The following is a 14963-nucleotide window of genomic DNA, read 5'->3' on the forward strand; positions in this document are numbered from 1 at the left end:
AAATTTATGATTATTTGCGTTATAATAGGTATACTTTAAAGAAAAAGGAGATTATTTATGAATAGACGACAACGTTTTTCATTACGGAAATACAAATTTGGTCTTGCTTCAGTTTTATTGGGAACTGCATTGGTTTTTGGAGCAAGTCAAGTCAGTGCCAATGAGCAGAGTACAGGTGAAAATCAAGCTCAAACTCAGGAAATTAAGACAGAGCTAAAAGACGATAAACACTCAAACTCTGCGACTGACCAAACCAATACTAATGGGATAGCACCAGTAGTTGGAGAGAAACAAGAAGCTGAAACTTCTAAAGAGGATGCTAGTAAACAAGATGCTAAGGTAGAAGCTCCGGTTGATAAAACTGCTGAAGCCCAAGAATCAGGAAAAGATAGCGCAGTTGCAAAAGAAGTAGACCAAGGTGTCGTCCAAAAAGAAACAACAGTCGCTACCAGTCCAGCGCCTGCTACTGAGAAGGCTTCTACAATAGAGAAAAAAGAGACTCAAGCAACGACAGCTCTTAAAACTACTGGAGAAACGGCAACTACTGAAAAAGAACAAGAAAAAGCTGAGTCTGCAAAACCCAATAGTCTTTCAAGCAATGATATCATCACAGTACCAAAAACTTGGAAGGCTGGTTACAAGGGGACGGGGACAGTTGTTGCCATTATTGACTCTGGGCTTGATTTGAATCATGAGGTTCTTCGAATTTCGGATCCGTCAAAAGCAAAATTTAAAAACAAGGAAGCCATCGAAGCAGCTAAAAAGGCTGCTGGAATCGATTACGGTAAATGGTATAGCGATAAGGTTGTCTATGCCTATGACTACTTTGACGGAACAGATAAAATCAAAGAAGCAGAAAGAACTTCTCATGGGATGCACGTAACAGGGATTGCAGCTGGAAATCCTGATAAAGAAGCACCGAATGGCGAAAAAGTTTATGGTGTGGCGCCAGAAGCCCAAGTCATGTTTATGCGTGTCTTTTCAGACCGCCAAAAAACGACCAGTTCTGCCCTTTATGTAAAGGCGATTGATGATGCAGTTGCCTTAGGAGCAGATGCTATTAATATGAGTTTGGGATCTAGCACTGGTTCTATGGTGGATGCTGGTTCCGATATCGTGGATGCCATCAAACGGGCTCGTGCCAAGGGAGTATCTGTTCTTATCTCAGCAGGAAACAGCAATACATTTGGAAATGGTTATTCAAAACCGCTAGCCGAAAACCCAGACTATGGCTTGGTTGGAAATCCATCCACTGTTGAAGACTCAATTTCAGTTGCTTCTGTCAACAATAAAACATTGACAACAGCCGTTTTTGAAGTTAAAGGTCTAGAGGGAAATGCCGGCCTTCATAACGGAAAATTTGATTATAATCAACCTGAAGCAGATAAGGACTTTGAAAAAGGAAAAGAGTACGAATACGTCGAAGCAGGGTTAGGTCGTGAAGAAGACTTTGCGAAGTTGGATTTAACTGGGAAACTTGCCCTCATTCAGCGAGGAGCTATGAACTTTTCAGAGAAGATCAAAAATGCACGAAAACACGGTGCAGTTGGTGCTTTGATCTACAATAATGTAGAAGGTGCAAACATCAATATGGCTATTGATGATGAAGCAAAGAAAATTCCTTCTGTATTTATTTCTAAACAGTATGGTGAAGCCTTAAAATCAGGAAACTACAAGATTGTTTTTAATGGTAAGATGGATAATCGTCCTTCTGATGTAGCCAATCAGCTATCTGACTTTTCAAGTTGGGGAGTGACTACCGATGGACAATTGAAACCAGATGTGACAGCTCCTGGTGGCAATATCTACTCATCCTTTAATGACAATACCTACGGTAGTATCAGCGGAACCAGTATGGCGGCTCCTCACGTTACGGGTGTTGCAGTTCTGGTTAAGGAATACCTTCAAAAACACCATCCAGAATTGACTCCTGAGCAAGTATCAGAGACTGTCAAGGCCTTGATCATGTCAACTGCAAAACCACATGTTAATAAGGACACAGGCACTTATACCTCTCCTCGTCAGCAAGGTTCTGGTATTGTGGATACAGCTGCTGCAGTGTCAACAGACCTCTATGTAACGGGTGAAAATGGTTATCCAAGCGTGACTTTGGGAAATGTTGGAGATCAATTTACTTTCAAGGTCACTGTACACAATATTTCAGATACTGACCGTACTCTCAAGATGGTGGTGAATACCAATACAGACGAAGTTCAAGATGGAAAATTCACCCTTCGACCTCGAAAATTAACAGAGACAGTCTGGCCTGAAGTGACGGTCAAAGCCCACAGCAGTCAAACAGTCACTGTTAAAGTAGATGCTCGAAAATTTGCTGCTGAACTCAGCAAACAAATGCCAAATGGCTATTTCCTTGAAGGGCTTGTTCGCTTTGTAGATCCAGCAGATGATGGAGATATTGTGAGTCTTGCATTTATGGGCTTCCGAGGTGAATTCCAAAATCTCCCCGCTGTCGAAAAACCAATTTACAATCTTGTTCGAGAAGGGAAAAATGGATTTTACACAGAGGTAGACAAGGAAAATCCTGCCGTTAATTACTCTAATGATGCTACCTATCTCGCAACCTTGCAAAATGATCTTCTAGTATCTAAAGGTCAACGCCAAGGACGCCGAATTACCGTTCTTGGAATCGAACAAAATGCTGAAGGTAAGCATGTTCTTCAGTTGGACGAAAAAGGGAATGTCCGTATTGCTATTTCTCCAAACGATGATGGAAACAAAGACCTAGTTGAATACAAAACGGTTGCTTTGAGAAATCTTGTAAATCTTCGTGCAACAGTTTATGCGGCTACGGATACTAAGCATGAACATCCTATTTGGGAGGGCGATGCAAAGGATCTTCGTAAAAATTATTTTGATGGTGACAGTAGAAATCTGAAGAGTTATATTCTAGATAATACTGCTTGGAAAGGTCAGGATTTTGATGGCAATACCGTTGCAGATGGTTTATATGACTATGTTATTAGTTACACACCAGATGTTCCAGGAGCCAAAGAACAATACACGACCTTCAAAATTCAAATTGATACTCAAAAACCTGTCATCACAAGTGGTTATATTCGCTTTAAAGATGGAAACCAAGAATTCGTAGCTCGTAAACCAAAAGATGTCGGTCAAGGTGGTATCCTTTCAGAAAAAGTCTTCTATATCACACCATTTGACCAGAAAGGGACCATGGTTCTAACTGGGAAAGACCAGTCTGGAACTCGTGCGCTTGAAAACACCCATCTGATTAAGGCCAATGCTGATGGTAGTTATACACTTCCTAAGGATGTTGACAAGGCTAATATTTACTATCTTGTAGAGGATTATGCAGGAAATGTAGACTATATCTCACTTGCTGAACTTGTCCGCGATCAAAATAGTGGTCGAGTGAAAGTTGCCTTGAAGGATGCAAAAACAAACCAGGATATTGATACCCTTTACGTCTATCGAATCAAAAATAGCAAGGGGCAATATGTTGATGTTGACAAGACAAAAGCGATTCATTTCTTACAGTTTGGTCATTATACAGCAGAAATTTTCAGTTATGACCGAACAGAATTGAAATTTATCAGTGCCTTATCCCAAGAGTTTGACTTGACGGAAGAAAATAGTTTCCAAACCATTACCTTCCTAGCAAATCTCCTAGAATATGCACCAGTGTCTGTTTCCTTCAATCAAGCAGTTCCAAAGACGACTACTGTGGTTCTGAAAGGAGAAGATGGTACAAGGATCACTCTTCCTGCTGAAAAATACGGTCAATACGCCTTTGGTAAGAAAGTTGCTACAGGTCGTTATACTGTACAAGTCACCTTGCCAACTGGATATGAACTCCTTGAAGATCTTGTTTCCTTGCTCGTTCAGCCCGGTAGAAATAATACTTTGCGCCTATCTGTTGTGTCTAAGTTGGCTTTGATTGCTGCGGTAAATCAACAAAAAGAACTGGTAGAAACGTCTCGCTACTTTAATAGTAGTGCAGATAAGAGAAAAGCTTATGACCAAGCTTTCCAAGTGGCGCAGTCAGCCTTGTCAAGCAAGTTGAAGCAAGAATTGATTGATGGAGTTCTCGCTAGTCTTGAGGCTGCTGGTAAGGCTTTGGATGGAAAAGATTCGAATGTTGCAGCTTTGAAAGAAGCCATGAAAGCTTACTATGCAACGACTAAAACTGGAAGATATGCTAATGCCAAGGAAAAAGTACGTCGAGCTTATGATCGTGCCTTCCAAGAAATTGCCTTACTAGCTGTAGATCCTAAAGTCAAACAGGATCAAATTGACCAATCTCTCATTGCCCTAGCGACGGCTAAAAGTAAACTGAATGGCAAAGCTACTGACTTCTCTAGTCTGAAGAAACTGGTCAAAGATGAACGTCTTTTCCAAGAAAAAAATGCGAGATTTATCTACGCAGATAAGAAAGAAAAAGCTGCTTATCTTCTAGCCTTTAAAGAAGCTCAGGAACTCTTGAATGATCCAGGAGCGAGCCAAGAAGATGTCAAAGATGCCATTACAGCATTGAAACAAGCCAAGAGAAATCTACATGGCAAAAAACCAAAAGCGAAAAGACATCCTTAAACAGGAGTTTCTGAAGCTTTACTGATAAATGAGTCTGGAACTTTGTTTTCAGACTCATTTTTGGTTTACACTAGCTAGAAAATCTGCTATAATACTAGCTAGGAAAGAAAGTCTTATGGCGTTCTTCAAGCGAGCTTGGGACAGTGGGAGCCAAGTAGAACAAGCTAAGAAACTGGCGCTTTCTGTCGTATTTTTAAAAAAAATGAAGTAATAAATTAGGGTGGAACCGCGTTTCTGACGCCCCTAGTCGCAAGGCTTGGGTGTTGAAATTCGGTTCTTTTTGAATTTCGTCTAATGCCTAAGTAGAAAGGAGCATAATGCTTAAAGGATCTTGTTTATGCAAAGCAGTGACCTACACTTTAGATGAGGAATTGTCGGAATTAGTTTTTTGCCACTGCTCATTCTGTCGGAAAGCAACTGCGTCTGCCTATACAGTGAATGCCAAAGTTAGTAGTAAAAACCTAGTATTGCATGGAAAAGAACAGTTGGTTACCTATAGTTCATCTCCAGGAAAACAACGCTATTACTGTCAGAACTGTCATAGTCAAATTTTCACTGCTCAAGAAAATATACCAGAAGTCTGTGCTTTGAAACTAGGTACAATAGACGAATGCGATCAGAATTTACAAACTGTTCCCAAACGTCATATTTTTCAGGAGCCAGCTTTTTCTTGGTTGCTTGATGAATAAAGCTAAAAAGATAATATAAATTAAAGGAGTAAACAATGTCTAAGAAATTAACATTTCAAGAAATTATTTTGACTTTGCAACAATTTTGGAATGACCAAGGTTGTATGCTCATGCAGGCTTATGATAATGAAAAAGGTGCGGGGACAATGAGTCCTTACACTTTCCTTCGTGCTATCGGACCTGAGCCATGGAATGCGGCTTATGTAGAGCCATCACGTCGTCCTGCTGACGGTCGTTATGGGGAAAACCCTAACCGTCTCTACCAACACCACCAATTCCAAGTGGTCATGAAGCCATCTCCATCAAATATCCAGGAACTTTACCTTGAGTCTTTGGAAAAATTGGGTATCAATCCATTGGAACACGATATCCGTTTCGTTGAGGACAACTGGGAAAACCCATCAACTGGTTCAGCTGGTCTCGGTTGGGAAGTTTGGCTTGATGGTATGGAAATCACTCAGTTCACTTACTTCCAACAAGTCGGTGGATTGGCAACAGGCCCTGTGACTGCGGAAGTTACCTATGGTTTGGAACGCTTGGCTTCTTACATTCAAGAAGTCAACTCTGTCTATGATATTGAGTGGGCAGATGGTGTAAAATACGGAGAAATCTTCATCCAGCCTGAGTATGAGCACTCAAAATATTCATTTGAAATTTCGAACCAAGAAATGTTGCTTGAAAACTTTGATAAGTTTGAAAAGGAAGCTGGTCGTGCCTTGGAAGAAGGCTTGGTTCACCCTGCCTATGACTATGTTCTCAAATGTTCACACACCTTTAACCTGCTTGATGCGCGTGGTGCCGTATCTGTAACAGAGCGCGCAGGCTATATCGCCCGTATCCGTAACTTAGCCCGTGTCGTAGCTAAAACCTTTGTCGCAGAACGCAAACGCCTAGGCTACCCACTTTTGGATGAAGCAACACGAGCTAAACTCCTAGCAGAAGACGCAGAATAAAGAGAGTGACGGTTTACGAAAATGGGCGAACAGAGTGAGCCTTGATCCAGTTGCCGCAGTGATGAAGGTATCCTTAGTGAAGCTAAGGATACTAGGCAAAATTGGAGACTTTCGGCTCCAATTTTAGCAATGAAACAACGAAGTTGGTTGCTTGCGTGCCAATCACATAAGGCAAACTGGAAAATAAAAAGATACTTTTCGGAGAAAAAACATGACAAAAAACTTATTAGTAGAACTCGGTCTTGAAGAGTTACCAGCCTACGTAGTAACTCCAAGCGAAAAACAACTAGGTGAAAAAATGGCAGCCTTCCTCAAGGAAAACCGCCTATCTTTTGAAGCCATTCAAACCTTCTCAACACCACGCCGTTTGGCTGTTCGTGTGACTGGTCTTGCAGACAAACAGTCTGATTTGACAGAAGATTTCAAGGGACCAGCAAAGAAAATTGCATTGGATAGTGATGGAAACTTCACCAAAGCAGCTCAAGGATTTGTCCGTGGGAAAGGCTTGACAGTTGAAGATATTGAATTCCGTGAAATCAAGGGTGAAGAATATGTCTATGTTACCAAGGAAGAAGTGGGGCAACCAGTTGAAGCCATTGTTCCTGGTGTTGTAGATGTCTTAAAATCCCTAACTTTCCCTGTTAGCATGCACTGGGCTAACAACACTTTTGAATACATCCGCCCTGTACAAACTTTAACTGTTCTTTTAGATGAAGAAGAGTTTGACTTGGATTTTCTTGATATTAAGGGAGGTCGTGTAAGTCGTGGCCATCGTTTCTTGGGACAAGAAACCAAGATTCAGTCAGCATTAAGCTACGAAGAAGACCTTCGTGAACAGTTTGTAATCGCGGATCCTCGTGAACGTGAGCAAATGATTGTTGACCAAATAAAAGCAATCGAAGCTGAGCATGGTGTACGTATCGAAATTGATGCTGATTTGCTCAATGAAGTCTTGAACTTGGTTGAATACCCAACTGCCTTTATGGGAAGTTTTGATGACAAATACCTTGATGTTCCAGAAGAAGTTTTGGTGACTTCGATGAAAGAACACCAACGTTACTTTGTTGTTCGTGATCAAGACGGTAAACTCTTACCAAACTTCATTTCTGTTCGTAATGGAAACGCAGAGCATTTGGAAAATGTCATCAAGGGTAATGAAAAAGTCTTGGTAGCACGCTTGGAAGATGGAGAATTCTTCTGGCGTGAAGACCAAAAATTGGTCATTTCAGATCTTGTTGAAAAATTGAACCATGTGACCTTCCACGAAAAGATTGGTTCTCTTCGTGAACACATGATTCGTACGGGGCAGATTGCCATTCTCTTGGCAGAAAAAGCTGGTTTGTCAGTGGATGAAACAGTTGACCTAGCTCGTGCAGCAGCCATTTACAAGTTTGACTTGTTGACAGGTATGGTTGGTGAGTTTGATGAACTCCAAGGTATTATGGGTGAGAAATATGCCCTTCTTGCTGAGGAAACTCCAGCAGTTGCGGCCGCCATTCGTGAACACTACATGCCTACATCAGCCGAAGGAGAACTTCCAGAGAGCAAGGTCGGAGCCATTCTAGCCATTGCAGACAAATTGGATACAATTTTGAGTTTCTTCTCAGTAGGTTTGATTCCATCAGGTTCTAACGACCCTTATGCCCTTCGTCGTGCGACGCAAGGTGTTGTTCGTATCTTGGATGCCTTTGGTTGGCATATTGCTATGGATGAGCTGATCGATAGCCTTTACAGCTTGAAATTTGACAGCTTGACTTATGAAAATAAAGCAGAGGTTATGGACTTTATCAAGGCTCGTGTTGATAAGATGATGGGTTCAACTCCAAAAGATATCAAGGAAGCAGTTCTTGCAAGTTCAAACTTTGTTGTGGCGGATATGCTAGAAGCAGCAAGTGCTCTTGTGGAAGCAAGCAAGAAAGAAGACTTCAAACCATCTGTCGAATCCCTCTCACGTGCTTTCAACTTGGCTGAAAAAGCCGAAGGAACTGATACTGTTGATCCTGCTCTCTTTGAGAATGAAGAAGAGAAAGCCTTGGCAGAAGCCGTAGAATCACTTGTTTTGTCAGGGACTGCAAGTCAGCAATTAGAACAACTCTTTGCGCTTAGCCCAGTTATTGATGCTTTCTTTGAAAATACCATGGTAATGGCTGAAGATCAGACTGTTCGACAAAATCGTTTGGCAATCTTGTCGCAATTAACCAAGAAAGCAGCTAAGCTCGCTCGTTTTAACCAAATCAATACTAAATAAACTCAGTCAAACGGACTGTATCTTATCACAAAGGAGAGGAAATGGATCCGAAAAAAATCGCTCGTATCAATGAGCTTGCCAAAAAGAAAAAAACAGAAGGCTTAACTTCTGCTGAAAAAGTGGAACAAGCTAAACTTCGTGAGGAGTACATCGAAGGCTATCGTCGATCTGTTCGTCACCACATCGAGGGAATCAAAATTGTGGACGAGGAAGGCAATGACGTCACACCAGAAAAACTACGTCAGGTACAACGTGAAAAAGGTTTGCACGGCCGTAGTATAGATGATCCTAACTCATAAAATGAAAGGGGGTGTAGATGATTTACATTCCCCTTTTTTTGTTGCAATAAAAAAGAAGGAGCCAAATGGCTCCTTTTTGGTTTCTTAGTTGCTTGCACCAGAAGTAGCATCAGCGTCACCACCGTGGCCTCCAGCATCACCTGAATCAGAAGCACCAGAAGTAGCATCGGCGTCTCCATGACCTCCAGCTGCAGGAGCAAATGGTCCGCTACCACCCACCAAACGTTGACCAGTCTCTTTTAGGTACCAGTCAAGCCATGGTTGGAAGTTAAAGACAATTTCATTGATTCCAGCGTATGATCCATCAGGATAGTACATTGCTTGGTAGTTGTGGGTGTTGATGACACCTGCAGGAGAACCTGGAACGATCGTACGGACGTATTCTTGGTTTCCGTTGCGAAGTGTTCCGATAACCCACTCTACGTTCTTCATACGTGCTGGTGGAAGAGAACCATGAACAGTCGACATACGGCTACCTGATTGAGGTGGTACACGTTTAGCAAACATGGTGTCTGGATCTTGGTGAGCGTTGTTGTAGTAGAGGAATTGGTTGTTATCGTCAGCGTATGTCAATTCAAACGGCATAGCTTTCAAGAACATATCGATTTGGTTAACTGTAAGGATACCGTGGTCCAATTTGACATAGGTATCACCAGAAACAGCACCAGTGATTGCTGCAACTTTTTCTACCCATTCTGGATCGTCAGGATCAACTTCTGTGATGGTTGTAGCAATTGGTTTTCCACAATCCAAGTCTTCTGGTTCGATTGGTTTTGGTTTTTTCAATTTCGAAACGACTCCTACGTATTTTACAAAGTTATCTAAGCAAGTTTCAAGGAATTTAACAGTTCCTTCGTTGGTGATATTTCCGTTGTTATCAAAAGCTTCCTTAGCTTTACCAAGAAGGAATTCGTTACCTGGAAGTGTGTAGGCATTGACACCTGGAGCATCAAGGATTTTACGAAGGTGAACTTGGGCACGTGATGTTCCTTGGTCATAGTATGATGCACCCACAATCATAACAGGCTTGTTTTCAAATGGATGAACTTCGTATGAAAGCCATTCAAGTACAGATTTGAGTGAAGCTGAGATAGTGTGGTTGTGCTCAGGAGTGGCGATAATGACACCATCAGCACGTGTAATCTTGTTATACAAGAAACGCAATTGGAAGCTTTCGTCCCATTTTTCGTCTTGGTTAAACATTGGAACTTCGTCGATTTCAAGGACTTCTAATTCAAATTTGAATTTGAAATTGCGACGAATAAATTCCAAGAGTTTGCGGTTATATGATTGATCGTAGTTTGATCCAACAAGTCCAACAAATTTCATTCTTTCGATCTCCTATCTTACAAATTTTCCCAGTCAAATTCTTCTGCATCTTTGCGAAGCAATTCTTGTGCATTGCGCAATTTTTCAGTAATTTTCACAAAGATACGGAAGTCATCAAAGATGGCATCCAATTTCTTGATGACGTCAAGGTCAACCAAGTCGCCACTTGGGTTAAATGCTTGAAGAGAGTGTGAAAGCAAGAATTCATCTGGTAGAACATTTGCCTTGATTTCAGGAGCGTTCAAGATTTGACGAAGTTGCAATTGGGCACGAGATGAACCAAGTGTACCGTAAGAAGCACCAGTGATCATGATTGGTTTGTTCAAAAGTGGGTAGATACCGTAAGATAGCCAAGCAAGAGCGCTCATCAAAACTGCAGGGATAGAGTGGTCGTACTCAGGAGTACCGATAATCACACCATCAGCCTCTTCAATTTTAGCTGCAATCTCAAGAATTTCAGCTGGAAGTTGCTTATCTGCTGGTTTGTTGAAAACAGGGATATCCTTGATTTCAACGAGTTCAATTTCAGCTTTATCAGCAAAGTGTTTTTGCATGTATTGGAGCAATTGGCGGTTTGTAGAACGTTTAGAGTTCGTTCCAACAATGGCAATAAGTTTTAGCATGAGATTTCCTTTCTCTTTTTACATAATACAATTTTGAAGGCCTGAAGAACATACAAGGCGTCCTTCTTTGTCGATGAGGATGGCTTCAATACCATCTATACTTTCGACTTGCCAGAGGATAGAAGCGCTTCGCTCTCCGAAAAGGCGTGTAGTCCAAATCTCACCATCAACGGATTTATCAGAGATAATCGTTAGGCTAGCGAGATCGGTTTCGACAGGGAATCCTGTCTCACTATCAAAGATATGGTGATAGTCTTTTCCATCTACTGTCAGGTGGCGTTCATAGATACCTGAAGTGACAACGGATTTGTTAGAAGCAGGGATAGTTAGGAGATGGTTGCCACGAGGATTTCGCGGATCTTGAATCCCAATCTGCCAGGCTTTCCCTTCTTTGGCTTGGTTATTCCCGATGGTGAGGATATTTCCTCCGAGATTGATCAAGGCAGAGGTGACACCGTGTTCTTTCAAATACTGGGCAACCTTATCTGCACTATAGCCCTTAGCTAAACAACCTAAATCAAGCTTCATTCCTTTCTTCTCTAAAAAGACAGTAGAGCTAGTCGGATCCAACTTGATAAAATGCGGGTTAACTAGAGGTAAGACAGCTTCGATTTCTTTAGAGTCTGGAAGCCGTGCATCTGCAAATCCGATTCGCCAGGTTTGAATCAAGGGGCCAATGCTGATGTTTAGATGGCTAGATGGAGCTAGGCTATGCTCAAGTCCAAGAGCAATCAGTTCAAATAAGTCAGGATGAACCTTAACAGGTGTGATTCCAGCCTGGTAGTTGATTTCCATCAGTTCGGATTCTTGACTGTTGGCGTTAAAGCGGTATTCGAGTTCCTTGAGCAAATCAAAGGCTCCTTGAAGTAGGCAATTAGCCTGTTCATCTACTAATGAAATCGTGATAGTTGTTCCCATTAGCCGTTCAGAACGTGAATGAAGAGGCAAGCTACCAGCTCCTTTCTCTTTATAGGAAATCATTCAATATAAGGTCGTTAAAGAAAAATTAAACCCCTTACATTTTCTTTCCATGTATCTAGCATATCATAAAGTCAGCGTTTTCACAAATAAATTTTGACAAAAAGTCAAGAAATATGCTCAGAATTAATATGAAAACGATAGAAAAATTGGATTTATCAATGTTAAGTGTATTTTTTTCTGAAAAAAAGAGAATTCTGAGCAAATGCCTTGTAAACGCTAACAGTAAATGATATACTAGAAAGGTAAATCAAAAATTAAAGGTAGGAATTTTTCTATGAGTAAAATCGTTGTAGTTGGTGCTAACCACGCTGGTACAGCTTGTATTAATACGATGTTGGACAACTTCGGACATGAGAACGAAATCGTAGTGTTTGACCAAAACTCTAATATTTCATTCCTTGGTTGTGGAATGGCGCTTTGGATCGGGGAACAAATTGATGGCCCAGAAGGTCTCTTCTACTCTGATAAAGAAAAATTGGAAGCAAAAGGTGCTAAAGTTTACATGAACTCACCAGTTCTTTCAATTGACTACGAAAACAAAGTTGTGACAGCAGAAGTTGAAGGCAAAGAACACAAAGAGTCTTATGATAAATTGATCTTTGCAACTGGTTCAACTCCAATCTTGCCTCCAATCGAAGGTGTTGAAATCGTTAAGGGTAACCGCGAATTCAAAGCGACTCTTGAAAATGTACAATTTGTTAAATTGTACCAAAACGCTGAAGAAGTTATTGAGAAACTTGAAGACAAGAGCAAACACCTTGAGCGCATTGCCGTTGTTGGCGGTGGTTATATCGGTGTAGAACTTGCCGAAGCTTTCGAGCGTCTTGGAAAAGAAGTAGTGCTTGTCGATATCGTAGACACTGTCTTGAACGGTTACTATGATAAAGATTTCACACAAATGATGGCGAAGAACTTGGAAGACCACAACATCCGCTTGGCTCTTGGTCAAACAGTTAAAGCCATCCAAGGTGATGGAAAAGTTGAACGCTTGGTAACAGACAAAGAAACATTTGATGTGGATATGGTGGTTCTTGCTGTTGGTTTCCGTCCAAACACAGCTCTTGCTGATGGTAAGATTGAACTCTTCCGTAACGGTGCCTTCCTTGTAGATAAGAAACAAGAAACATCTATCCCAGGTGTATACGCTGTTGGTGACTGTGCAACTGTTTATGACAATGCTCGTAAAGACACTAGTTACATCGCACTTGCTTCTAACGCTGTACGTACTGGTATCGTTGGTGCTTATAACGCTTGTGGTCATGAATTGGAAGGAATCGGAGTTCAAGGATCAAACGGTATCTCTATCTACGGTCTTCACATGGTTTCGACTGGTTTGACTCTTGAAAAAGCCAAAGCTGCAGGCTATAATGCAACTGAAACTGGCTTTAACGATCTTCAAAAACCAGAATTTATCAAACATGACAACCACGAAGTTGCCATCAAGATTGTCTTTGACAAAGACAGCCGCGAAATCCTTGGTGCACAAATGGTTTCACATGATGCTGCTATCAGTATGGGAATCCACATGTTCTCACTTGCTATCCAAGAGCATGTAACAATTGATAAATTGGCTTTGACAGACCTATTCTTCTTGCCACACTTTAACAAACCTTACAACTACATCACAATGGCTGCACTTACAGCTGAAAAATAAAAATTGATGAACTATCTGGCCTTAACTGAAGGTCAGATAGTTTTTTCTCATTTTTGTCCCCAGACAGTTGTTGTTTTTCTATCTTGTACTTCATTCTAATCTGACATAAAATAAAATGGTAGCTACCAATACAAATGATGAGGATTAAGAAATGACTGAAAATCGTTATGAACTAAATAAAAACTTGGCGCAGATGCTCAAAGGTGGGGTTATCATGGACGTTCAGAACCCTGAACAGGCTCGGATTGCGGAGGCTGCTGGTGCGGCAGCTGTCATGGCCTTGGAGCGGATTCCGGCTGATATTCGCGCAGTTGGTGGGGTATCCCGTATGAGTGATCCAAAGATGATTAAGGAAATCCAAGAAGCGGTCAGCATTCCAGTGATGGCCAAGGTTAGAATTGGACATTTTGTAGAGGCTCAGATTTTGGAGGCCATTGAGATCGACTATATCGATGAGAGTGAAGTGCTTTCTCCAGCTGACGACCGTTTCCATGTGGATAAGAAAGAATTCCAAGTTCCTTTTGTCTGTGGGGCTAAGGACTTGGGAGAAGCCTTGCGTCGTATCGCGGAAGGGGCTTCCATGATTCGTACCAAAGGAGAACCAGGGACAGGCGATATTGTTCAAGCTGTTCGCCATATGCGTATGATGAATCAAGAAATTCGCCGCATTCAAAACCTACGTGAAGACGAACTCTATGTTGCTGCCAAAGACTTGCAAGTCCCTATTGAATTGGTTCAGTATGTCCATGAACATGGAAAATTGCCAGTTGTAAACTTTGCAGCCGGAGGTGTGGCAACACCAGCAGATGCTGCGCTGATGATGCAATTGGGGGCAGAGGGCGTCTTTGTCGGTTCAGGTATTTTCAAGTCAGGCGACCCTGTTAAACGAGCAAGTGCTATTGTTAAGGCCGTAACCAACTACCAAAATCCTCAAATTCTGGCTCAAATCTCTGAAGACCTAGGGGAAGCCATGGTTGGTATCAATGAGAGTGAAATTCAAATTCTCATGGCAGAGCGAGGAAAATAGATGAAAATCGGAATATTAGCCTTGCAAGGCGCCTTTGCAGAACATGCAAAAGTGCTAGATAAACTAGGAGTCGCTAGTGTCCAAATCAGAAATTTAGAGGATTTTCAACAATATCAGAGTGACTTGTCCGGTTTGATTTTGCCTGGTGGAGAATCTACAACCATGGGCAAACTCTTGCGTGACCAGAACATGTTGATTCCTCTAAGAGGAGCTATTCTCAATGGCTTACCAGTCTTTGGAACTTGTGCGGGCTTAATCTTGCTAGCTAAGGAAATTACTTCTCAGGAAGAAAGTCATCTTGGAACCATGGATATAGTGGTTGAGCGCAATGCTTATGGGCGTCAACTAGGAAGTTTTTATACAGAAGCAGAATGTAAGGGAGTTGGTCAGATTCCCATGACCTTTATCCGTGGACCGATTATCAGCAGTGTTGGAGAGGGTGTAGAAGTTTTAGCAACAGTTGATGATCAAATCGTTGCAGCCCAAGAAAAAAATATGCTGGTAACTTCTTTTCATCCAGAATTGACAGATGATGTTGGCTTGCACCAGTACTTTATCAATATGTGTAAAGAAAAAAGTTGAGAAAAGATT

11 protein-coding genes are annotated in these 14963 nt (G+C 41.5%); 8 read left to right on the forward strand and 3 right to left on the reverse strand.

Features of this window, described 5'->3' with window-relative positions:
- Nucleotides 1-57: 57 nt before the first annotated feature.
- The 5 genes from B7720_RS06620 (at nucleotide 58) to B7720_RS06645 (ending at nucleotide 8758) form a co-directional block, all read left to right on the forward strand.
- A complete protein-coding gene (locus tag B7720_RS06620) occupies nucleotides 58-4569 on the forward strand; it encodes a S8 family serine peptidase (protein ID WP_084857175.1) in 4512 nt (1503 codons plus the stop codon).
- 317 nt (nucleotides 4570-4886) lie between these two features.
- A complete protein-coding gene (locus tag B7720_RS06630; protein ID WP_070696943.1) occupies nucleotides 4887-5258 on the forward strand; it encodes a GFA family protein in 372 nt (123 codons plus the stop codon).
- A gap of 35 nt (nucleotides 5259-5293) precedes the next feature.
- Nucleotides 5294-6211, forward strand: a complete 918-nt coding sequence (gene glyQ / locus B7720_RS06635; RefSeq protein ID WP_084857176.1) for a glycine--tRNA ligase subunit alpha — start codon at nucleotides 5294-5296, stop codon at nucleotides 6209-6211.
- Nucleotides 6212-6422: 211 nt separating this feature from the next.
- Nucleotides 6423-8459: a glycine--tRNA ligase subunit beta gene (gene glyS, locus B7720_RS06640; RefSeq protein WP_084857177.1), complete on the forward strand. Its 2037-nt coding sequence runs from the start codon at nucleotides 6423-6425 to the stop codon at nucleotides 8457-8459.
- Nucleotides 8460-8500: 41 nt separating this feature from the next.
- Entirely contained in the window at nucleotides 8501-8758 is a 258-nt protein-coding gene (locus tag B7720_RS06645) for a DUF896 family protein (protein ID WP_000371290.1), read from the forward strand.
- Nucleotides 8759-8842: 84 nt separating this feature from the next.
- Here B7720_RS06645 and B7720_RS06650 read toward each other — a convergent pair whose 3' ends face one another.
- The 3 genes from B7720_RS06650 to B7720_RS06660 are packed head-to-tail and all read right to left on the reverse strand — an operon-like array spanning nucleotide 8843 to nucleotide 11658.
- Nucleotides 8843-10087 (reverse strand): NAD(P)H-dependent oxidoreductase, encoded by a 1245-nt coding sequence (locus tag B7720_RS06650; RefSeq protein ID WP_000673672.1) that lies wholly within the window; start codon nucleotides 10085-10087, stop codon nucleotides 8843-8845.
- Nucleotides 10088-10104: 17 nt separating this feature from the next.
- Nucleotides 10105-10710: an NADPH-dependent FMN reductase gene (locus tag B7720_RS06655; RefSeq protein ID WP_000915935.1), complete on the reverse strand. Its 606-nt coding sequence runs from the start codon at nucleotides 10708-10710 to the stop codon at nucleotides 10105-10107.
- An 18-nt stretch (nucleotides 10711-10728) separates the two neighbouring features.
- Nucleotides 10729-11658, reverse strand: coding sequence for an FAD:protein FMN transferase (locus B7720_RS06660; RefSeq protein WP_084857758.1), 930 nt, complete (start codon nucleotides 11656-11658; stop codon nucleotides 10729-10731).
- Between the two features lie 307 nt (nucleotides 11659-11965).
- Between B7720_RS06660 and nox the strand changes: the two genes are divergently transcribed.
- The 3 genes from nox (at nucleotide 11966) to pdxT (ending at nucleotide 14954) form a co-directional block, all read left to right on the forward strand.
- Nucleotides 11966-13345, forward strand: a complete 1380-nt coding sequence (gene nox, locus B7720_RS06665) for a H2O-forming NADH oxidase (RefSeq protein ID WP_084857178.1) — start codon at nucleotides 11966-11968, stop codon at nucleotides 13343-13345.
- A gap of 151 nt (nucleotides 13346-13496) precedes the next feature.
- Nucleotides 13497-14372, forward strand: a complete 876-nt coding sequence (gene pdxS, locus B7720_RS06670; RefSeq protein ID WP_084857179.1) for a pyridoxal 5'-phosphate synthase lyase subunit PdxS — start codon at nucleotides 13497-13499, stop codon at nucleotides 14370-14372.
- Nucleotides 14373-14954: a pyridoxal 5'-phosphate synthase glutaminase subunit PdxT gene (gene pdxT / locus B7720_RS06675; RefSeq protein ID WP_084857180.1), complete on the forward strand. Its 582-nt coding sequence runs from the start codon at nucleotides 14373-14375 to the stop codon at nucleotides 14952-14954.
- Nucleotides 14955-14963: the final 9 nt, after the last annotated feature.

This window comes from Streptococcus oralis subsp. oralis (assembly GCF_002096455.1).
Taxonomy (GTDB): domain Bacteria; phylum Bacillota; class Bacilli; order Lactobacillales; family Streptococcaceae; genus Streptococcus; species Streptococcus oralis_CY.

What these genes read in the sequence shown, in the direction of transcription:
- B7720_RS06655 (WP_000915935.1), bottom strand. Translation starts at nt 10,710, where the DNA reads ATGCTAAAACTTATTGCCATTGTTGGAACGAACTCTAAACGTTCTACA.
- B7720_RS06630 (WP_070696943.1), top strand. Translation starts at nt 4,887, where the DNA reads ATGCTTAAAGGATCTTGTTTATGCAAAGCAGTGACCTACACTTTAGAT.
- glyQ (WP_084857176.1), top strand. Translation starts at nt 5,294, where the DNA reads ATGTCTAAGAAATTAACATTTCAAGAAATTATTTTGACTTTGCAACAA.
- pdxS (WP_084857179.1), top strand. Translation starts at nt 13,497, where the DNA reads ATGACTGAAAATCGTTATGAACTAAATAAAAACTTGGCGCAGATGCTC.
- glyS (WP_084857177.1), top strand. Translation starts at nt 6,423, where the DNA reads ATGACAAAAAACTTATTAGTAGAACTCGGTCTTGAAGAGTTACCAGCC.
- pdxT (WP_084857180.1), top strand. Translation starts at nt 14,373, where the DNA reads ATGAAAATCGGAATATTAGCCTTGCAAGGCGCCTTTGCAGAACATGCA.
- B7720_RS06645 (WP_000371290.1), top strand. Translation starts at nt 8,501, where the DNA reads ATGGATCCGAAAAAAATCGCTCGTATCAATGAGCTTGCCAAAAAGAAA.
- B7720_RS06620 (WP_084857175.1), top strand. Translation starts at nt 58, where the DNA reads ATGAATAGACGACAACGTTTTTCATTACGGAAATACAAATTTGGTCTT.
- B7720_RS06650 (WP_000673672.1), bottom strand. Translation starts at nt 10,087, where the DNA reads ATGAAATTTGTTGGACTTGTTGGATCAAACTACGATCAATCATATAAC.
- nox (WP_084857178.1), top strand. Translation starts at nt 11,966, where the DNA reads ATGAGTAAAATCGTTGTAGTTGGTGCTAACCACGCTGGTACAGCTTGT.